Origin of the sequence: Nonomuraea sp. NPDC001831 (assembly GCF_042892035.1) — a bacterium.
Classification (GTDB): Bacteria; Actinomycetota; Actinomycetes; order Streptosporangiales; family Streptosporangiaceae; genus Nonomuraea.
Map to the genome: position 1 here is coordinate 1 of NZ_JBIATU010000001.1, position 18,124 is coordinate 18,124.

Below are 18,124 nucleotides of genomic sequence, written 5' to 3' on the forward strand. Positions count from 1 at the left end.
GACCTCACCGGCCGGTCAGCGTCACCACAGCTCCCCGAATCAGGGACGAAATACACCTCAAGTGGTGACCCTCATCCTCATAATCAACTCACTAGTCGAGGGCGGCGGCGAACGTCACGCTCGTGCCCGCGGGACCGGACACGATCGTGATGTGGTCGCACAACATCCGGGTCAGCCACAGCCCCCGCCCGCGGAACTCCAGCCCCGCGGGCGGGCGCGCCTCGCCCATCCAGCCGGGCGGCAGCCCCGGGCCCTGGTCGGTGACCTCGCACCACAGCCGTCCCTCGCCCGACCACAACCGCAGCCGCCCCTGGCCGCCGCCGTGCAGGACCGCGTTGGTGGTGACCTCGTTGACCGCCAGCACGAAGTCCTCCAGCCGCCGGCCGCTCAGCCCCTCGTAGGCGGCCTGCTCGGCCACGGCCCTGCGCAGGAACGTGATGCGCCCGCGCGCGAAGGTCGCCCGGAGCACCTGCCTACCCATCGCCCACCCGGCGGACGACGACGTGCGTGTCGGCCCTGACCAGCCGGAGCACCCGGGCCACCCGCTCGGCGCAGACGACCACGGTCGAGCCGTACGGCCTGGCCGCGGCCGTGACGGTCAGCAGCCGGGCCGAGCCGGCGTCGATGAAGTCGAGGTGGGAGGCGTCGATCACGACCTGGCCCGGCTCCTTCTCCAGCGGCGACAACACCGAGCCGAACGCCGGCCGGTTGGTGAGGTCGACGTCGCCCCACACCCGCAGCCCCGGCGGCGAGGAGGTGCTGGCGAAGCGCAGCAGGGCCTGCTCGGGCGCGATGGGGTGCACCGCGGTGGCCCGCTCGATGGCGTCGAGGGGGAACAGCTCGCGGTCGTACTGGCACACCGCGGCCAGCCAGCGCTCGCCGAACAGCTCGTTGGCGGTGGCCTCGAACGCCGCCTGGGCCTGCGCGTCGCGCGCTCCCCAGGAGGCGTCGATCAGGGCGTAGACGCCGTGCTGGCCGTGCCGGCGCGCCCGGTGGTGGGCGTCGGCCAGGGCGTGCAGCAGGCGGTCGGGGTCGAGGCGGCCGTCGGTGAAGTGCGTGTCGGCGCAGGACAGGATCTCCACCTGCCCGGCCGCCTCGGCGTCGTCGAAGCCCGGGACGAGCGGCGCCAGCCGGCCCCGGGTGCGCTCGGGGGTCTCCGCATGGGTGATGATCACCACCTTGGTCCGGCGGCGCAGCCCGTTGAGTGTGAACTGCCTGGTCGTCGTCATGCGCTCCCGCTCGCCCTCGAACGGCAGGCAGACGTGGTCCCCCAGATCGGGGTCGAGGACCGAGCCCGCGACGTGCACCACGATGTGTCCTCCCTAGCACGCGTCGCCTAGAAATTACCGTGATGCCCGCGATCACGTAACGCGTTCTCGGCAAAACACACCGTCACCCGTTCCGCCGGTGTACGTTTTCGGCGGGGCCGCCCAGGAAGGGTCATGAAAGGCATGGGCGTGAACGTTCTGGAGACGACGCACAGCAGGCACGGGGACATCGTGGTGGTCGCCCTCACGGGCGAGGTCGACGTGGACAACGTCGCCCGGGTCAGGAGGTGCCTGGACGAGGCGGTGGCGGCCGACGGCACGCGGCTGGTGGTCGACCTGACCGGGCTGACCTTCATCGACACCACGGGGCTCGGGGTCCTGGTGCGCCAGCTCGCCGCGTTGCGCGACAGGGACGGCACGATGGCGCTGGTGGCCTCGGACGGCCAGGTGCTGCGGCGGCTGCGCAGGACGAACCTGGCGGCCCTGTTCCCGATCCATGACACCTTGTCGCAGGCGCTGGCCCAGCCGGAGGCGGGAGCACGGGGCAGGGCTGGTTGAATGGCACCATGTCCCTCGACCCCGAGATCGCCGCACGGCTGAAGCGCAACGCGGACGGCCTCGTGCCCGCCATCGCCCAGCAGCACGACACCGGCGAAGTGCTCATGATGGCCTGGATGAACGACGAGGCGCTGCATCTCACGCTCACCACCGGCCGGGCCACCTACTGGTCGCGCAGCCGCGACCGGCTGTGGGTCAAGGGCGACACCTCCGGGCACGTCCAGCACGTCAAGAGCGTGGCCCTCGACTGCGACGGCGACACCATCCTGGTCAAGGTCGACCAGGTCGGCGCCGCCTGCCACACGGGCGACCGCACCTGCTTCGACGCCGGTCTGCTCGGTTAGCGGCTCCGGCATGACGTCTGGCGAGGGTTCCGGCAAGGGCTCCGGGAACGGGCGGCGCGAGTTGTGGGCGTGGCTGGCGCTGACCGTCCTGGGCAGCTGCCTGGTGCTGCTGGCGGCCGGTCAGGTCTGGGTGCGGGTGCTCGGCGCGCAGGCCGCCGACGCGGTCGCGCCGACCGGCGGCGACCTGAGCCCCGTGCTCTCGCCGCTGGGGCTGGCCGGGCTGGCGGGCGTGGTGGCCGTCCTGGCGACCAAGGGCGCCGGACGCCGGGTCGTCGGCGCGCTGGTGGCGCTCTGCGGCGCGGGCGCGGCGGCGGGCACGTGGGCGGGGCTGGCCTCGGCCACCGTGACCGGCTGGCTGCGCGAGCACAACGCGGTCCGCGCGGTGGCCGGCCTGCCCTGGGAGCCCGTGCCCGGCTGGCCGGTGGTGGCCGGGCTCGGCGCGTTCCTGCTCCTGGCCGGCGGCGTGCTGGCCGCGGTGCGCGGCGGCAGGTGGGCGGGCATGTCGTCGCGTTACGACAGAGCGGCTGACGCGACGGGCGAGCGGGCGAGTGAGCGGGCGGGCGCGGTCGCGACCACGGCCCGCAGGGGCCGTGAGGACCGCGAGTTGTGGGACGCGCTCGACCGCGGCGACGACCCGACGGAGTCCCCGGAACCCCGTTGAGGGCGGTAGTTACGAAATCTCCACGGTTCTGAACCTCTGTCTGCTCGGCAAACGTTTTCTCAATAAGCTGCCGGTGCAACTCGTCAGAAGACAAGAGGAGCCAGCTCATGAGCTACGGGGACCAGGGCGGCAGCGGGGGCCACGGCGGGCAGCCCCCCGGTGGCGGCTACGGCCAGCAGCCGCCCACCGGCGGCGGCTACGGCCAGGGCCCGGGTTACGGCCACCAGCCCCAGAGCGGCGGCTACGGCCAGCAGCCCCAGAACGGCGGGGGCTACGGCCAGCAGCCGCAGAGCGGCGGCGGATACGGCCAGCAGCCGCCCAGCGGCGGCGGTTACGGCTACAACCAGCAGCCGCCGAGCTATCCCCAAGAGCCCCTCGGCTACGGCCAGCAGCCGCAGCCCCCGAGCGGCGGCTACGCCCAGCCGGGCTACGGCCAGCAGGCCTACGGCCAGCAGGGCTACGGGCAGCAGGGCTACGGGCAGCAGGGCTACGGCCAGTACGGCGCCCCGCAGCAGCCCCGCTCCACCAACGGCATGGCGGTGGCCTCGCTCATCCTGGGCATCGTCGGCCTGGTCACCTGCGGCGCGACCAGCATCGTCGGCGTCATCCTCGGCCACATCGCGCTCAACCGCATCAAGCGCACGGGGGAGGAGGGCCAGGGCATGGCGATGGGCGGCCTGGTGACCTCCTACATCATGGTCGTGCTGTTCGTGCTCTTCTGGATCCTGTTCGGCGGGTTCTGGCTGACCCTGATCGGCATCGGCTCGGCGGCCTCCGTCAGCGACTACTCGTGAACGGGCGGGGCGCAGCGTGACGCCCCGCTTGCGGTGTGATTACGAATTGTCCGCAACGTGGGCGTTAGTCCACGTAGGGGATGCTTTATCGCTAGGCTGCCGCGCGCAACTCGCTTCACGCTGACGACATGAGGAGTCACGAGCATGAGTTACGGAAACCAGGGCGACGGCGGTTACGGCGCCCAGCCGCCCGGCGGCGGTTACGGGCAGCAGCCGCCGAGCGGTGGTGGCGGCTACGGCCAGCAGCCGCCCAGCGGCGGTGGTTACGGCGGCGGCTACGGCCAGCAGCCCCCGAGTGGCGGCGGCTATGGTGAGCAGCCCCCCGGTGGCGGTTACGGGCAGCAGCCCCCGAGCGGTGGCGGCTACGGCCCGCCCCCCGGCGGCGGTTACGGGCAGCCGCCCGGTGGCTACCCCGGTGGCGGTTACGGCCCCGGCGGCGGCGGCACCCCGCCGGACAACCAGCTGGTCCCGGCGATCCTCACCACCCTGTTCTGCTGCCTGCCCCTCGGCATCGTGGCCATCGTGAAGTCGTCGCAGGTCAACTCCAAGTGGCAGGTCGGCGACGTCCAGGGCGCCATGCAGGCCGCCGAGGAGGCCAAGACCTGGTGGAAGCGCAGCCTGATCTTCGGCATCATCGCCATCGTCCTGCTCATCATCTTCTACGTGGTGGTGTTCATCCTGCTCGCCGCCTCGACGAGCAGCTACGGCTCGTACTGACGGACGGGGATACTGACAGCATGGACATCGCAACAACCGGGCGGCGGGGGACGGGGCGGCTGAAGGGCCTGCTCGCGCCGCTCGGTGTTGCGGCCGCGGCGGGAGCCGTGTTCGGCGTGGTCGGCGTGGTCGACCCCAACCAGCCCGGCCACTACCCGACCTGCCCGTTCCTGTGGGTCACCGGCCTCTACTGCCCGGGCTGCGGCACCTTGCGCACCATCCACGCGCTGGCCCACCTCGACCCGGTGGCTGCCCTGGGGCTCAACCCGCTGGCCGTCGCCATGATCCCGTTCCTGCTGTTCTGGTGGGGCCGGTGGGTCGTACGGGCGTGGCAGGGCAGGCCGCGGCGCACCACTTTGGCCCATCCGGCGTGGCTGTGGGCCTTCCTCGCGGTCGTGATGGTCTACTGGGTCGTCCGAAACCTCCCCTTCGGGGCGTTCCTCGCGCCGTAGTACGGGCCCTGTGGCGAGGTGACCCCGGTGGGGCCGATACCATCGCAGGACAAGGCCGAGAGCGGACGCGAGGCGAACTCTCTGCCACCCCCACTGTCAACCGGAGGGACCTCAAGCGCGTGAGTGAGCGGACGGAAGGACCGAGTGTCCTCGACGACATCCTCGAAGGGGTGCGCGCCGATCTCGCCGCACGTCAGCAGGCCGTGTCGATCGACGAGCTCAAGCGGCGAGCCGAGCGGGCCCAGGGGCCGAGAGACGCGATGGCCGCACTCGGGGGTGACAGGATCTCGGTGATCGCCGAGGTCAAGCGGTCGAGCCCGTCCAAGGGCGCGCTCGCCGCCATCGCCGACCCCGCCGCGCTCGCGGCCGACTACGAGGCCGGCGGCGCCCACGTGATCAGCGTGCTGACCGAGCGGCGCAAGTTCGGGGGCAGCCTGGAGGACCTGGCGGCCGTCCGCGCCCGCGTCGACATCCCCATCCTGCGTAAAGATTTCATCCTCACCTCCTACCAGCTCTGGGAGGCCAGGGCCCACGGCGCCGACCTGGCGCTGCTGATGGTCGTCTGCCTGGAGCAGGAGGCGCTGGTGTCGCTGATCGAGCGGGCCGAGTCCATCGGGCTCACCCCGCTGGTCGAGGTGCACACCGAGGAGGAGCTGGAGCGGGCGGTCGCCGCCGGGGCGCGGGTCATCGGGGTCAACGCGCGTAATTTGAAGACTCTTGAGGTCGACCGCGACGTCTTCGCGAAGCTGGCGCCGAAGATCCCGGATAATGTGATCAAGATCGCCGAGTCGGGCGTGCGCGGGCCGCACGACCTGCTCGCCTACGCCAGGGGTGGCGCCGACGCCGTCCTGGTGGGGGAGAGCCTGGTCACCGGCAAGGATCCGCGCAAGGCCGTGGAGGCGTTGGTGACCGCCGGCGCTCACCCGTCGACGCGCCCCGACCACTCAGCAGAGGGATAGCAGTGGCTAACGAAGGCTCCATCCTCAGCGCCGCCGACCTGGCCGGCGGCGCCGCGTACGGCAACGACCCCGACCTGCACGGCAAGTTCGGCATCTTCGGCGGCCGCTACGTGCCCGAGGCGCTCATCCCCGCGCTCGACGAGGTGGCCGCCGTCTACGACAAGGCCAAGACCGACCCCGAGTTCCTGCGCGAGTTCGACCACCTGCTGCGCACCTACGCCGGCCGGCCGACCACGCTGACCGACGTGCGGCGCTTCAGCCAGGAGGCCGGCGGCGCGCGCATCGTGCTCAAGCGGGAGGACCTCACCCACACCGGCGCCCACAAGATCAACAACGTGCTCGGCCAGGCGCTGCTGACCAGGCGCCTGGGCAAGAAGCGGGTGATCGCCGAGACCGGCGCCGGCCAGCACGGCGTGGCCACGGCCACCGCGGCCGCCCTGCTCGGCCTGGAGTGCGTCATCTACATGGGCGCGGTCGACTGCGAGCGCCAGGCGCTCAACGTGGCCCGGATGAAGCTGCTCGGCGCGACCGTGGTGCCCGTCCACAACGGCTCCAAGACGCTGAAGGACGCCATCAACGAGGCGTTCCGCGACTGGGTGACCAACGTCGACACCACCCACTACCTGTTCGGCACCGTCGCCGGGCCCCACCCGTTCCCCGAGATCGTGCGCGACTTCGCCCGCATCATCGGCGTCGAGGCCCGCCGCCAGATGCAGGAGCTGACCGGCGGGCTGCCCGACGCGGTGTGCGCGGCGGTCGGCGGCGGCAGCAACGCCATCGGCATCTTCCACGCCTTCATCGGCGACGAGGGCGTGGCCCTGCACGGCTACGAGGCGGCCGGCCACGGCCTGGAGAGCGGCGAGCACGCGCTCACCCTCACCGCCGGCTCGGTGGGCGTGCTGCACGGCTCACGCACGTACGTGCTCCAGGACGACGAGGGCCAGACGATCGAGTCCCACTCGATCTCGGCCGGCCTCGACTACCCGGGCGTCGGCCCCGAGCACGCCTGGCTGAAGGACTCCGGCCGCGCCACCTACCACGGCGTCACCGACGACGAGGCCATGGCGGCGTTCTCGCTGCTGGCCAGGACCGAGGGCATCATCCCGGCCATCGAGTCCTCCCACGCGCTGGCGGGCGCGCTGAAGCTGGGCCGCGAGCTCGGCCCCGACTCGACGATCCTGGTCAACCTGTCCGGGCGCGGCGACAAGGACATGGGCACCGCCATGAAGTACTTCAACCTCTGACGCCCCCGGCAGCGCGGCGCGGGTGACCGGGAGACGGCCTGCGGCAGGGCATCATGGTGGGACTCGACCTTCGAAACGGACAGACATGACGACTCTTCAGACGGTTTTCGCCAAGGCGAAGGCGGACAACCGGGCCGCGCTCGTCGGCTACCTGCCTGCCGGCTTCCCGTCCAAGGACGGCGCGATCGCCGCCGCCGCGGCCTTGGTCGAGGCGGGCTGCGACGTCATCGAGATCGGCCTGCCCTACTCCGACCCGCTCATGGACGGGCCGACGATCCAGGACGCGGTGCACCGCTCGCTGGTCAACGGCACCCGCATCGCCGACGTGATGCGCACCGTCGAGGGGGTCGCCGCCACGGGGGCCGCCACGCTCGTCATGACGTACTGGAACCCGATCGACCGCTACGGCGCCGACCGGTTCGCCCGTGACCTGGCCAACGCGGGCGGCGTGGGCACGATCACGCCCGACCTGACGCCGGAGGAGTCCGAGCCGTGGCGCACCGCCTCGGCCGAGGCGGGCATCGACACGGTGTTCCTGGTGGCGCCCAGCTCCACGGAGGAGCGCATCAAGGCCGTGGTCGACTGCTGCACCGGCTTCGTCTACGCCGCCTCGCTGATGGGCGTCACAGGCGCCAGGGAGAGCGTGAACTCGGCGGCCGAGGGCCTGGTCAAGCGCACCCGCGCGCACACCGACCTGCCCGTCTGCGTGGGCCTGGGCGTCGGCACGGCCGCGCAGGCGGCCGAGGTGGCCCGCTACGCCGACGGCGTGATCGTGGGGTCGGCGTTCATCCGCCGCATCCTCGACGCGCCCGACGAGGCCGCCGGGCGCGAGTCGATCATGGCGCTGGCCGGCGACATGGCCCGCGGCGTGCGTCGCTGAGCCCTCGCCGGGCCGTCCCAGTCCGTCGCGAAAGGCGCGTCCCCCAGTGGGGGCGCGCCTTTCGTCATGTCGTGCCGCCGCCGGGGTCAGCCCAGGTCGGGTTCGGTGCGCAGTTCCAGGGCCGGGCCCACCTGGTCGAGCTCCAGGACGACGATCTCGTTCGTCCCGGCGCGCAGCAGCGGGGCCGGGACGTAGAGGGTGCGCTGCGGGCCGCGCTCCCAGTAGCGGCCCAGGCAGAAGCCGTTCACCCAGACGTACCCCTTGCCCCAGCCGGGCAGCGCGAGGAACGTGTCGGCGGGCTCGTCCACCTCCAGGACGAACCGGAAGAACGACCTGGGCCCGGCTTCCGGGCCGTCGGCGAACGGCACCGCGGAGACGTCCGCCAGCGGGATCGGCCGCGCGCTCCACCCGTTCAGGTACTGCTGGTGGTGCAGGACGCCGCCGGTCAGGCCCTTGCTCTCGCCGGTCAGCGGCCCGTAGTTCGTCCGTCCCATCGACTCCACCAGCAGTTCCACCGTGGCGGGGCCGGACACCGTCACCTCCGGCTCCTCGGCGTCGCGCTCGAACACCCCGGCGAGCCGGCCGTCCACGAACACGTGCGCCCGGTCGCGCAGGCCCGGCAGCCGCAGCCGGTACGCGCCGCGCGGCCCCGGCACCTGCGCCCGGTACAGCACCAGCCCGTGCTCCAGCCCCAGCTCCTCGAACGACGGCGGCGCCGGCGCGCTCGTCACCGGCCCCGCCACCGCCTCCAGCGCCTCGCCCAGCGGCACCGACTGCACCGGCCGCAACGTCGCCGGCGGCAGCACGGCCGGGACCGGCGGCACCGCCGGCGGCTCGCCCGCGTACCGCGACAACACCTCGCGGAAGCGCCAGAACTTCTCGGTGGGCGCCCCGCGCTCGTCGATCGGCGCGTCGTAGTCGTAGGAGGTGACGGTCGGCCGCCAGTCGCCCATCGCGCGCTCGCCGGCCTGGTTGGCGCCCGCCCAGGTGCCGAAGTTGGTGCCGCCGTGCGCCATGTACAGGTTCACCGACGCGCCGAGTTCGAGTATGCGCTCCAGGACGGCGGCCGCGTCACCGGCGTCCCTGGTCATGTGCTCGTGGCCCCAGTGGTCGAACCAGCCGCACCAGAACTCCATGCAGAACGGCGGGTCGTCCGGCCGGTGCTCGCGCAGCGCGGCGAAGGCCCGGTCGGGGTCGGAGCCGAAGTTCACCGTGGCCAGCACGCCCGGCACGGTGCCGCCGGTCAGGTACCAGTCGGCCGGGCCGTCGGAGGTGAACAGGGGCACCTCGACGCCCCTGGCCGCCAGGCCGTCGGCCAGGTGGCGCAGGTAGGTCAGGTCGCTGCCGTAGGAGCCGTACTCGTTCTCCACCTGGACCATGATCACGTTGCCGCCGCGGGTCACCTGCCGCTCGACGACCTGCGGGAGCAGCCGGTCGAAGTAGCGGTCCACGTGACCCAGGTACTCGGGGTCGCAGGTCCTGATCCGGCCGGTGAGCCAGGCCGGCAGGCCGCCGTTGTCCCATTCGGCGCAGATGTACGGGCCCGGCCGCACGATCGCCAGCAGCCCCTCCTCGGCCGCCGCGTCCAGGAACGCGCCCAGCTCCTCCAGCCGGCGGAACTCGCCCCTGCGCGGCTCGTGCAGGTTCCACGGCACGTACGTCTCGACGGTGTTCAGCCCCATCGCCCGCAACATCGCCAGCCGGTGCCGCCACTGCCCGGGATGCACCCGGAAGTAGTGCATGGCGCCCGACAACACCCTGAACTCCGCGCCGTCGAGCCGGAACACTCCGTTCTCGACCGAGAAAACACCCATAACTCTTCCTCCGATAGGATTTCGCGCCCCGCAACCCTGCCAAGACCGCAGGTCAACGGCCATGGACAAACCCAGACAACCTGTTGGACTCACCCGCGGAGACCGGATGACCCCGCCCTACGGCAAGTGGATGCAGTACCTGACCCCCGGGCCCGCCCATCGCGGGCTCGGCCTGGTGTGCCTCGGCGTCGGGCGCCAGGAGGGGCGGCTGCCCACGGTGGGGCCGCGCACCCTGCAGCACCACGTGGCCGTCCTGGTGACCGCGGGCCGCGGGTGGTTCCGCCAGGGGGAGGGGCCCGTCGTCGACGTCGTCGCGCCCGCCGTCATCTGGCTCCTGCCCGGCGTACGCCACCACTACGCGCCCGACGAGGCCGGCTGGGACGAGTGGTTCGTCGACTTCACCGGCCCCGCCGCCACCGCCTACCAGGACCTCGGCTTCGTGGACGCGGACAACCCGGTCACCCCGCTCACCACCGCGGAACCGGCCGCCCACGCCATCGGCCGCATTGCCCAGGCGTGCCGCAGGGGAGGCCCGTACCTGGAGGTGGAGACCTCGGCCATCGTGCACGAGGTCCTGGTCGCCCTCAGGCGCGGCCGCGCCGACGAGGACCCCTACGGCGACCCCGTGCTGGCCGGGCTGGCCAGGGACGCCTGCCTGCCGGTGCCGGTCGCCGAGCACGCCAGACGCCTCGGCATGCCGCTCACCGAGCTGCGCCGCGCCGTGCGCCGGCTGGCCGGGTGCAGCCCCAAGGACTACGTGCTGTCCATCAGGCTCAACCGGGCCAAGGACCTGCTGGCCACCACCGACCTGCCGGTCGCCGCCGTGGCCCGGCGCGTCGGCTACGACGACCCGGCCTATTTCACCAGGTTGTTCACCCGCCGCGCCGGTCTGCCGCCGAGCGAATTCCGGGCGCAGCAGTATCGTGGACTTCCTACCATTTCGTGAACGGGACTCTGCCTTAGCCGACGCTTATCCCGAGCGTGATCGGATGATGTCCCGGTACTGTGCGCATTCCCGGCGCAGAGGAAGAGGAGATCACCCGTGGCCGCGTCACAACCGTCACACAACGGCAGATCGGCGATACTGTGGGTGACGACCGTCGCCCGGCTGATCCTGGGGGGCGTGCTGATCGCGGCGGGCGCGCTGAAGATCGGCAATCCGTCCGACTCCGTGGTCGCGGTCAAGGCGTACCAGTTGCTGCCCGAGTCGATCGCCGAGATGGTGGGCTACGTCCTGCCGATCCTGGAGATCGTCGTCGGCGTGCTCCTGGTCGTCGGTCTGCTGACCAGGGTGGCAGCGGTGGTCGCCGCGCTGCTCATGTTCGCCTTCGTGTTCGGCATCGCCTGGGCCTGGGCGCACGGCCTGCGGATCGACTGCGGCTGCTTCGGCGGCGGCGGCCAGCTGGAGACAGGACAGGAGCCGGCCTACCTGCTCGACATCCTGCGTGACTTCGGCCTGGTGCTGCTCGGCGCATGGACGGCCCGCTTCCCGCCGGGACGGTTCGCCCTCGACGGGGCGCTCGGACTGGCGGGTGCCGAGGAGGACACAGGTGACGAAGAGGAGATCGAGGATGAGCAAAGCGCAGCGCACCAAGTCTGACCAGAACATGTCGGCGCGCGAGAAGATCAGGGAACAGCAGGCCGCCGCCCGCGCCCAGGAGAAGCGCAAGAAGGTGGTGACCTACACGACCGCGGCCGTGGTCGCGGTGGCCGCGGTCGGCCTCGGCGCCTGGTACACGATCAGCTCCTCCAAGTCGGAGCAGGCCGGGGCCGAGCTCGCGCCGATCACCCTGCAGCCCGACGGCAGCGCCGTGATGGCCAAGCCGGGCGTGACGCAGCCGGTGGTCGACATCTACGAGGACTTCCAGTGCCCGGTCTGCAAGGAGCTGGAGCGGGTCAGCGGCTCGACCTTCAAGAACCTGGCCGCCGAGGGCAAGGCCAAGGTCGTCTTCCATCCGATCACGATCTTCTCCAGGGAGCCGACGAAGGGCAACTCCGTGCGCGCCGCGGCGGCCGCCCGCTGCGTCGCCGACGGCAAGCAGTGGATGGCCTTCCACGACCTGATCTACAAGAACCAGCCGGCCGAGACCGTCGAGGGGTTCAAGACCGGCCAGCTCGTCGAGTGGGGCAAGGAAGCCGGGGTCACCTCGCCCGATTTCGAGAGTTGCGTCACGTCCCAGAAGCACGCTCCCGCCGTGCTGACGGACAGTGCGAAGATCATGTCGGCGCAGTCGATCGAGGGCACGCCCACCGTGAAGCTCAACGGCACCAGCATCGGCGAGGCGGCGTTCTCGCCGCAGCAACTTCGCGATGCGGTCACGAAGGCCGCCAAGTAGCCGCAGGCTGCGCTACCCTCACCTGACATGCCCCTAGCCTCGATTCCCAGCCCTTCCCAGGGGGTCTGGTATCTCGGAATCATCCCGATCCGGGCCTATGCACTGTGCATCGTGCTCGGCGTCGTCGTCGCCGTCTGGCTGAGCGAGCGGCGCTGGGTCGCCCGCGGCGGCCAGAAGGGGACGATCATCGACATCGCGGTCCCCGCGGTGATCTTCGGTCTGATCGGCGGCCGGCTCTACCACGTCATCACCGACTGGCAGACCTACTTCGGCAGCCGTGCGATCAAGAAGCCGTACCAGGCCCTGTTCATCTGGGAGGGCGGGCTCGGCATCTGGGGCGCGATCGCGCTCGGCGGCGTCGGCGTGTGGTGGGCCGTGCGCAAGCGCGGCATCTCCATGAGCGCCGTCGCCGACACGGTCGCGCCGGGCATCGCCTTCGCGCAGGCCATCGGCCGCTGGGGCAACTGGTTCAACCAGGAGCTCTACGGCGGCCCGACCACGTTGCCGTGGGGCCTGGAGATCGACGTCGACCACGGCGGCGAGCCGGGCGTCCTGTACCACCCGACCTTCCTGTACGAGTCGCTGTGGGACGTCGCGCTCGGCTTCCTGCTCATCCTGGCGGGCAAGCGGTTCGCGCTGCGGCACGGGCGGCTGTTCGCCCTCTACGTCGCCGGCTACACGCTGGGCCGCTTCTGGATCGAGGGCCTGCGCATCGACCCGGTCGGCGGGGTCGACCACGCGGTGACCTTCCTCGGCCTGCGGCTCAACCAGTGGACGTCCATCGTGCTGTTCGTCGGCGCGCTGGTCTACCTCTGGCTGACCAGGAACAAGGACACCGAGGAGCGGGTCGTGCCGCTCGACCTGGCGGTGGATCCGGCGCACGAGAGCGGTCAGGCCGATCCCGGCTCGTCCGACGCGCCGGCCGCCGTGCCGGCCGAGCCAGCCGATCACGGCGAGGAGGGCGACGGCCCGGCCGAGCCCGCCGAACCCTCCGACGCGGACGACGATGCCGCGGCGAAGGAGAAGAACCCGCGATGACCGGCGGCGCGGAGATCCACCATCGCCATCGCGACGTCAGCGGGGGCTGGTTGCGGCCCTCGGTGTTCGGCGCGATGGACGGCCTGGTGTCGAACTTCGCGCTCATCGCCGGCGTCGCGGGCGGCACCGCCAGCACCAGGGTCGTCGCCCTCAGCGGCGTGGCCGGGCTGGCGGCCGGGGCCCTGTCCATGGCGGGCGGCGAGTACGTCTCCGTGGCCAGCCAGCGCGAGCTGGCCCAGGCCGAGATCGCCGTGGAGCAGCGGGAGCTCGCCGGCAACCCGGAGGCCGAGCTGGCCGAGCTGGCTCAGTCGTTCGTGGACAAGGGGGTGGAGCCCGACCTCGCCGCGGCGGTGGCCCGGCAGATCTCCCGCAATCCCGAGCGGGCCCTTGAGGTCCACGCCCAGAACGAGCTGGGTGTCGTTCCCGGCGCGCTGCCCTCGCCGAAGGTGGCGGCGGTGTCGTCGTTCCTGTCGTTCAGTGTGGGGGCGGTGCTGCCGCTCCTGCCGTACCTGTTCGGAGTCGAGGGGCTTACCTTGTCGGCCGTGGTGTCGTGCGCGGCGTTGTTCGGGGCGGGCGCGCTGGTGTCCGCCGTGACGGCGCGCAGCTGGTGGTACTCGGGGTTGCGTCAGCTCGTGGTGGGCGCGGTGGCCGCGGGGATCACGTACGGGCTGGGCAACCTGATCGGGGCGTCAGGACTGTGAGATCGGGACGACGCTCCGGCGACTCCGCCGACAACACCCCGGGCACGGGCGGCCCCTTCGCCTCCAGCGGCGCTTCCGGCGGGTACGGCGGTGCCCCCGGCGCCTACGACGGTTCCGGCCGTTCCAGCGGGGTTCCCGGCGCTTATGACGGTTCCGGCCGTTCCGGCGCGCCCGGTGCTGCTGCCGGGGCCGGCGACGGGCGAGCCGGTGGTTCGCGTGGCGGGCGTGGCGCGGGGTCCGGCAGGGCTCGTCGCCGCTCCGCTGCTCGTGCCGCCGAGGCCGCGGCCTCCGCTGCTCGTGCCGCCGAGGCCGCGGCCCCCGAGCAGCCGGCGACCGGCGGCGACGGCGGACAGGACCTCTGGGCGGCCCGCCGCGCCGCCCGCCCCCAACAGCCCGCCGACGCCGGCTGGGCCGCCCGCTCGTCCGCCCCCCAGACCCCCGACGCTTCCTGGCCCTCCCACCCCGCCCCTCAGGGCTCCGACGCACAGTGGCCCGCCGGTCCCGCCGCCTCCCAGGGGTCGAACGCGCAGTGGCCTGCTGGTTCCAGTTCTCAGGGTTCCGACGCGCAGTGGCCTGCCGGCTCCGGCTCTCAGGGTTCCGACGCGCAGTGGGCGGCTCGTTCGGGCTCTCAGGGTTCCGACGCGCGGTGGCCTGCCGGTCCGGCCGCCTCCCAGGGGTCGAACGCGCAGTGGCCCGCTGGGGCCGGCTCGCAGGGCTCGGTCGCGCAGCCCGCTGCGCCAGGCGCGGCAGCGGCCGCCGACGACGCCGAAGCGCCCCGCGGCAGACGTTCCCAGCGGGGCAGACGTGCCCAGGCTGGCGCGGAGACCGGCCGGGGCAGGCGTGCCCAGGAGGGCGGAGAGGCGCCGCGGGGCAGACGCGCCCCCGACGGTGGGGAGACGGCTCGCGGCAGGAGGCGGGCGCCGGACAACGACGACTCCGTCTGGGCCGCGAGCATGGACGACCTGGCAGAAGCCGCCCGTACGGGCCGCCGCAGCGCGGCCACCGGCGGCGGCGAGCAGTCCCGTCCGGGACGCCGGAGCGCCTCCGCCGACGACGGCGGGCACGACGACGCGGCTGAGGGTTTCGCCGGGTTCGGGGCGTCCGGATCGTCCGCGGAGTCCGGCAGGACCGGGGAGTCCGCCGAGTTCCCGACCGGCTCCGGGTCGCGCAAACGGCGCCGCACACCGCGCTCCGACTGGCAGTTCCCGGTGCTCACCGAGTGGGGCCTGCGTCCGCAGCAGCAGCGGCTGATCGTCATCATCGCCACCGTCATCGGCGTCGTCGCGGGCGCGGCGGGGCTGGTGGCGGTCGTCGGCTCGCTCGGCGAGTACGCCCCCGAGCGGGAGGCCGGCGCCGCCGTCCTCGGCCCGGACGCCGCCATGCCCATGTCCTACCAGGGCTGGAGCTCGCCCAAGCTGTTCGCGGCCCTGGCCGACCGGGCCAAGGACAGCCGGGAGCTCACCGACAAGGAGGTGTTCGGGCAGAGCGAGCTCGCGGTCTCCAAGAAGCTCACGCTCAAGCTCGCCGCCAAGCGCATCGACGCCGACTGCTCGGCCGCCCTGTGGGGCACGGCCCTGCTGGAGAAGGTGGCCGACGCCGACTGCCTCCAGGCGGCCCGCGGCCTGTACGTCAGCTCCGACGGCCGCTACGTCGGCCAGTACACGCTGCTCAACCTCAAGGACGGCCAGTCGGCCGGCGACCTGGTCGAATCCCTGAAGACGCTCTACCGGGGCGGCTGGGCACGGCCGTTGACCTCGTCCAAGGCGGCCTTCCCTGCGGGCGGCTACTCCGAGGGCGGCGGCTACGCGCTCGGCCACTACGTCGGCCTCGTCTGGCTGGGCAAGACCGACGGCCTCGACCCCACCGCCCGGGACGACTTCGTCTCCGTCACCCTGGCGCTGCGCGGCGCCGAGAAGTCCGTCTACCGCCGGGTCGTCGCGATCACGGGGCCGGCCTCGTGATGTCCCGTCGTGCGGTCGTGGTGGCTGGGGCGGCCGTGGGGGTGCTGGCGGTCGCCGTGGCCGGGTGGTTGTGGCTGCGTCCGGGGGAGCCGCGGCCGGCCGCCTTCCGCGGCGAGCCCACCTCGGCCTTCTACGCGGCCGTAGACTCCCGTCAGGCCGACGCCGCGCCGCTGACCGCGCAGGAGGTCTTCACCGCCGAGACGCAGACGCTCGGCGCGCTGCGGCGGGTCTCCACGCAGGAGCACGACGACTGCGACGAGGTCCTGTGGGGAGCGTCGGCGTCCGGGTGCACGCAGGTGCTGGCGGCGGCGTACGAGGGCGACGGGCTGGCCGGGCAGTTCGCCATCTTCAACCTGCCCGACGGGCGCGCGGCCGACGCCCTGGTGGCGGCCCTGGGCAAGGACGGCTTCGTCCGGCAGGACGCCGCGTTCGACGCCGCCCGCAGCCGGGCCCAGGCGCGTGCCATGGGCCACTACGTGACGGTGAGCTGGGCGGGCGGCACGATCTCCGCCGACGGCCTGGTCACGGCCCTGGTCGCCCTCGACGGTCTCGGCCGCGTGGTCCAGAACCGCATCCTCGCCGCCACCTGACCGTCCGCCCTCGTCCGGCCGCCTGCCGCCCGGTGTGTCGCCGAGAGGTCAGGGGGTTGTGGCGGTGAGGGCGGTGACGGTGGTGGAGACGGCGGCGGGCAGGCCGGTCAGGCGGTGGAGGGGGGCCTCCAGCACGGTCAGGTCGTCGGACCAGGGAGCCGTCTGGCGGATGAGGGTGCGGGCCTCGTTCTTGGTGAGCGCCGTGCCCTGGTCGCGGGCCACCGCGACGAGGGCCTCCCGCCAGGTGTTGGCGAGTTTGGCGTGGCCGTTGTCGAGGATCCGGCGCAGCGCCGCCTCGGCCGCACCGGCGGGTTGCGGGCGGCGGACGGCGTCGAGCGCCCCGCCCGTGCGGCGGAACTCGTAGACGGCGGACAGCGCCTCGGGCAGCGGCGGCAGGTCGGCCCCCCACACGCGCACCTGCGCGGCGCGGGTGGCGAGCAGCACGCGGGGCAGCGCCGCCTCCAGCCCCGGCGGCAGCGCGACGGCCACCCGCTCGACGGCCGCCGCGTAGGGTTTGGCCAGCCAGGTAGCCAGCCGCACCCGGGGCTGGGGAAGCTCCTTGGGCCACTCGCCCACCAGCAGGTCGGCCTCGAACCCGGCCAGCTCGGGCGCCGGCGCCGCCGCGGGGGCCGACTCGACCGACTGGGGGCCCTGGGTGTAGATGGCCGTGGCCTGACGGCCCAGCCGGGCGTTGACCGCCGGGCGGGTCTTGGTCGTGGGACGCAGCAGGTAGAGGTCGGCCGCCGAGCCGATCGCCTCCGCCCCGAAATAGCGATTGAAATCCGGATAGATCGCCTCGTAGGCGAGGTTGAGCTCCGACAACGCCTGCTGAACCTTGAACGCCAGCATCGGCGTACGCTCGCTGGCCCCGTACGCCACCAGCACCCGCCCGTCGTCCTTCAGCCCCTCCACGGCCCGCGCCGCGAACAGCCCGATCCCCTCCGGCGTGTACGGCGGGTCGGTGAACGCCAGGTCGTGCTCCCGCGCCGAGGCCGGCAGCCCGAGCCGCAGGTCGGCCCATCGCGTGCGCACCCCGAGCCCCTGCTCGTCGATGTAGGCCAGGATGCGCTCGTCGACGTCGACCACCGTGACGTCGGTCTCGGGATGGACCAGCTTGACGGCCAGCGAGGTCAGGTCGTGGTCGCCAACGCACAGCAGCCGCGCCCCGGGCAGCCAGAACCGCGCCCCGAGCAGCAGCGCGCGCCGCAGGGCCGTCTCGGGGGTGGCCGAGACGTGGTCGAGCACGTGACGGGCCCGCGGCGCGCCCGCGACCAGCGCCGTCAGCCGTTCGAGCACGCCGGGGTAGTGGGGGAGCAGGTGGGCCACCGGGTCTTCGGGCGGCGGCGCCATGGCCAGCAGATCCTGGTAGGCGGGTGTGTCGCCGGGCGGCACCCGGAACTTCTCGCCCGAGCGCTCCAGGCGCATCTCGCGCAGCAGGGCCTCGACGGTCCGCCTGGAGGTGGCGGTCTCCCTGACCAGGCCGGCCAGGGACCACCACTGGCCGTCGCACAGGAGGGTGAGGGCGTGCCGCAGCCGCCTGCCGTCGACGCCCGCCTCGGCGAGCAGGCGCTCCACCCCGTCACGATCCATGCGCCAACCCTATCGAGGGGCGGGGCCGGGTCCGGCCGCCCGCCGGGGAGGGCCGGGCTCGTCCGCGGGGAGCTTACGAGGCTCCTGAGGGTCATGGGACAACAGGGGCGTGACCTGGGAATTCTGATGGCCGGGTCCGGGGTTTGGGATGGGGAGTTCGGATGCTGGAACCATGCGCAATGTTCGCAATGCGGACGTGGCGGGCACCATTCCGGCA

At 72.8% G+C, this 18,124-nt stretch carries 20 protein-coding genes; 16 read left to right on the plus strand and 4 right to left on the minus strand.

Annotated elements, in window-relative coordinates; translation table 11 throughout:
- Nucleotides 1-91 precede the first annotated feature (91 nt).
- Both ACFYYW_RS00005 and ACFYYW_RS00010 read right to left on the minus strand, forming a co-directional pair.
- A complete protein-coding gene (locus ACFYYW_RS00005) occupies nt 92-481 on the minus strand; it encodes an ATP-binding protein (RefSeq protein ID WP_352326361.1) in 390 nt (129 codons plus the stop codon).
- On the minus strand, nt 474-1,310 hold the full coding sequence (locus ACFYYW_RS00010) for an MEDS domain-containing protein (RefSeq protein WP_352326362.1): 837 nt from the start codon (nt 1,308-1,310) through the stop codon (nt 474-476). The genes ACFYYW_RS00005 and ACFYYW_RS00010 overlap by 8 nt, the downstream gene beginning before the upstream one ends.
- 141 nt (nt 1,311-1,451) lie before the next feature.
- Between ACFYYW_RS00010 and ACFYYW_RS00015 the strand changes: the two genes are divergently transcribed.
- The 9 genes from ACFYYW_RS00015 to trpA all read left to right on the plus strand — a co-directional run bounded on the left by ACFYYW_RS00015 (nt 1,452) and on the right by trpA (nt 7,877).
- The gene (locus tag ACFYYW_RS00015) at nt 1,452-1,826 is read left to right on the plus strand and encodes an STAS domain-containing protein (RefSeq protein ID WP_352326364.1); all 375 of its coding nucleotides are present in this window, start codon (nt 1,452-1,454) and stop codon (nt 1,824-1,826) included.
- Nucleotides 1,827-1,834: 8 nt separating this feature from the next.
- Nucleotides 1,835-2,170 carry a phosphoribosyl-AMP cyclohydrolase gene (hisI, locus tag ACFYYW_RS00020; RefSeq protein WP_352326366.1) on the plus strand — a complete coding sequence of 112 codons (336 nt, stop codon included), beginning with the start codon at nt 1,835-1,837 and terminating at the stop codon, nt 2,168-2,170.
- 10 nt (nt 2,171-2,180) lie between these two features.
- On the plus strand, nt 2,181-2,831 hold the full coding sequence (locus tag ACFYYW_RS00025; protein ID WP_387643214.1) for a TIGR02234 family membrane protein: 651 nt from the start codon (nt 2,181-2,183) through the stop codon (nt 2,829-2,831).
- A gap of 107 nt (nt 2,832-2,938) precedes the next feature.
- Nucleotides 2,939-3,625 carry a DUF4190 domain-containing protein gene (locus tag ACFYYW_RS00030; RefSeq protein ID WP_387643216.1) on the plus strand — a complete coding sequence of 229 codons (687 nt, stop codon included), beginning with the start codon at nt 2,939-2,941 and terminating at the stop codon, nt 3,623-3,625.
- 144 nt (nt 3,626-3,769) lie between these two features.
- Nucleotides 3,770-4,342 (plus strand): CD225/dispanin family protein, encoded by a 573-nt coding sequence (locus ACFYYW_RS00035; RefSeq protein WP_364421009.1) that lies wholly within the window; start codon nt 3,770-3,772, stop codon nt 4,340-4,342.
- 20 nt (nt 4,343-4,362) lie between these two features.
- On the plus strand, nt 4,363-4,794 hold the full coding sequence (locus ACFYYW_RS00040) for a DUF2752 domain-containing protein (RefSeq protein ID WP_352331286.1): 432 nt from the start codon (nt 4,363-4,365) through the stop codon (nt 4,792-4,794).
- A 119-nt stretch (nt 4,795-4,913) separates the two neighbouring features.
- Nucleotides 4,914-5,753 carry an indole-3-glycerol phosphate synthase TrpC gene (gene trpC / locus ACFYYW_RS00045; protein ID WP_125630391.1) on the plus strand — a complete coding sequence of 280 codons (840 nt, stop codon included), beginning with the start codon at nt 4,914-4,916 and terminating at the stop codon, nt 5,751-5,753.
- Between the two features lie 38 nt (nt 5,754-5,791).
- Nucleotides 5,792-6,997: a tryptophan synthase subunit beta gene (gene trpB, locus ACFYYW_RS00050; protein ID WP_387645446.1), complete on the plus strand. Its 1,206-nt coding sequence runs from the start codon at nt 5,792-5,794 to the stop codon at nt 6,995-6,997.
- A gap of 85 nt (nt 6,998-7,082) precedes the next feature.
- Nucleotides 7,083-7,877: a tryptophan synthase subunit alpha gene (gene trpA / locus ACFYYW_RS00055; RefSeq protein ID WP_387643219.1), complete on the plus strand. Its 795-nt coding sequence runs from the start codon at nt 7,083-7,085 to the stop codon at nt 7,875-7,877.
- 86 nt (nt 7,878-7,963) lie between these two features.
- Here trpA and ACFYYW_RS00060 read toward each other — a convergent pair whose 3' ends face one another.
- The gene (locus ACFYYW_RS00060) at nt 7,964-9,691 is read right to left on the minus strand and encodes a beta-galactosidase family protein (RefSeq protein WP_387643221.1); all 1,728 of its coding nucleotides are present in this window, start codon (nt 9,689-9,691) and stop codon (nt 7,964-7,966) included.
- A gap of 106 nt (nt 9,692-9,797) precedes the next feature.
- Here ACFYYW_RS00060 and ACFYYW_RS00065 point away from each other — a divergent pair, with 106 nt between their 5' ends.
- The 7 genes from ACFYYW_RS00065 (at nt 9,798) to ACFYYW_RS00095 (ending at nt 16,317) form a co-directional block, all read left to right on the plus strand.
- Nucleotides 9,798-10,637: a helix-turn-helix transcriptional regulator gene (locus ACFYYW_RS00065; RefSeq protein ID WP_387643223.1), complete on the plus strand. Its 840-nt coding sequence runs from the start codon at nt 9,798-9,800 to the stop codon at nt 10,635-10,637.
- A 144-nt stretch (nt 10,638-10,781) separates the two neighbouring features.
- Nucleotides 10,782-11,291 (plus strand): MauE/DoxX family redox-associated membrane protein, encoded by a 510-nt coding sequence (locus ACFYYW_RS00070; RefSeq protein WP_352329684.1) that lies wholly within the window; start codon nt 10,782-10,784, stop codon nt 11,289-11,291.
- Nucleotides 11,263-12,027: a DsbA family protein gene (locus ACFYYW_RS00075; RefSeq protein ID WP_387643226.1), complete on the plus strand. Its 765-nt coding sequence runs from the start codon at nt 11,263-11,265 to the stop codon at nt 12,025-12,027. The genes ACFYYW_RS00070 and ACFYYW_RS00075 overlap by 29 nt, the downstream gene beginning before the upstream one ends.
- Before the next feature lie 27 nt (nt 12,028-12,054).
- A complete protein-coding gene (gene lgt, locus ACFYYW_RS00080) occupies nt 12,055-13,065 on the plus strand; it encodes a prolipoprotein diacylglyceryl transferase (protein WP_387643228.1) in 1,011 nt (336 codons plus the stop codon).
- Nucleotides 13,062-13,766, plus strand: a complete 705-nt coding sequence (locus ACFYYW_RS00085; protein WP_387643230.1) for a VIT1/CCC1 transporter family protein — start codon at nt 13,062-13,064, stop codon at nt 13,764-13,766. Before lgt ends, ACFYYW_RS00085 begins: the two co-directional genes overlap by 4 nt.
- A 953-nt stretch (nt 13,767-14,719) precedes the next feature.
- Nucleotides 14,720-15,727 (plus strand): hypothetical protein, encoded by a 1,008-nt coding sequence (locus tag ACFYYW_RS00090; protein WP_387643233.1) that lies wholly within the window; start codon nt 14,720-14,722, stop codon nt 15,725-15,727.
- Nucleotides 15,727-16,317 carry a hypothetical protein gene (locus ACFYYW_RS00095; RefSeq protein WP_387643235.1) on the plus strand — a complete coding sequence of 197 codons (591 nt, stop codon included), beginning with the start codon at nt 15,727-15,729 and terminating at the stop codon, nt 16,315-16,317. The genes ACFYYW_RS00090 and ACFYYW_RS00095 overlap by 1 nt, the downstream gene beginning before the upstream one ends.
- Before the next feature lie 48 nt (nt 16,318-16,365).
- On the opposite strand, the gene ACFYYW_RS00100 is transcribed toward ACFYYW_RS00095, so the two are convergent.
- Nucleotides 16,366-17,907 carry a bis-aminopropyl spermidine synthase family protein gene (locus ACFYYW_RS00100; protein ID WP_387643237.1) on the minus strand — a complete coding sequence of 514 codons (1,542 nt, stop codon included), beginning with the start codon at nt 17,905-17,907 and terminating at the stop codon, nt 16,366-16,368.
- Nucleotides 17,908-18,124: the final 217 nt, after the last annotated feature.

Coding starts and splice junctions, on each gene's coding strand:
- ACFYYW_RS00005 (WP_352326361.1), bottom strand. CDS start 481: ATGGGTAGGCAGGTGCTCCGGGCGACCTTCGCGCGCGGGCGCATCACG.
- ACFYYW_RS00015 (WP_352326364.1), top strand. CDS start 1,452: ATGGGCGTGAACGTTCTGGAGACGACGCACAGCAGGCACGGGGACATC.
- hisI (WP_352326366.1), top strand. CDS start 1,835: ATGTCCCTCGACCCCGAGATCGCCGCACGGCTGAAGCGCAACGCGGAC.
- ACFYYW_RS00025 (WP_387643214.1), top strand. CDS start 2,181: ATGACGTCTGGCGAGGGTTCCGGCAAGGGCTCCGGGAACGGGCGGCGC.
- ACFYYW_RS00030 (WP_387643216.1), top strand. CDS start 2,939: ATGAGCTACGGGGACCAGGGCGGCAGCGGGGGCCACGGCGGGCAGCCC.
- ACFYYW_RS00035 (WP_364421009.1), top strand. CDS start 3,770: ATGAGTTACGGAAACCAGGGCGACGGCGGTTACGGCGCCCAGCCGCCC.
- ACFYYW_RS00040 (WP_352331286.1), top strand. CDS start 4,363: ATGGACATCGCAACAACCGGGCGGCGGGGGACGGGGCGGCTGAAGGGC.
- trpA (WP_387643219.1), top strand. CDS start 7,083: ATGACGACTCTTCAGACGGTTTTCGCCAAGGCGAAGGCGGACAACCGG.
- ACFYYW_RS00060 (WP_387643221.1), bottom strand. CDS start 9,691: ATGGGTGTTTTCTCGGTCGAGAACGGAGTGTTCCGGCTCGACGGCGCG.
- ACFYYW_RS00065 (WP_387643223.1), top strand. CDS start 9,798: ATGACCCCGCCCTACGGCAAGTGGATGCAGTACCTGACCCCCGGGCCC.
- ACFYYW_RS00075 (WP_387643226.1), top strand. CDS start 11,263: ATGAGCAAAGCGCAGCGCACCAAGTCTGACCAGAACATGTCGGCGCGC.
- lgt (WP_387643228.1), top strand. CDS start 12,055: ATGCCCCTAGCCTCGATTCCCAGCCCTTCCCAGGGGGTCTGGTATCTC.
- ACFYYW_RS00085 (WP_387643230.1), top strand. CDS start 13,062: ATGACCGGCGGCGCGGAGATCCACCATCGCCATCGCGACGTCAGCGGG.
- ACFYYW_RS00090 (WP_387643233.1), top strand. CDS start 14,720: ATGGACGACCTGGCAGAAGCCGCCCGTACGGGCCGCCGCAGCGCGGCC.
- ACFYYW_RS00095 (WP_387643235.1), top strand. CDS start 15,727: ATGTCCCGTCGTGCGGTCGTGGTGGCTGGGGCGGCCGTGGGGGTGCTG.
- ACFYYW_RS00100 (WP_387643237.1), bottom strand. CDS start 17,907: ATGGATCGTGACGGGGTGGAGCGCCTGCTCGCCGAGGCGGGCGTCGAC.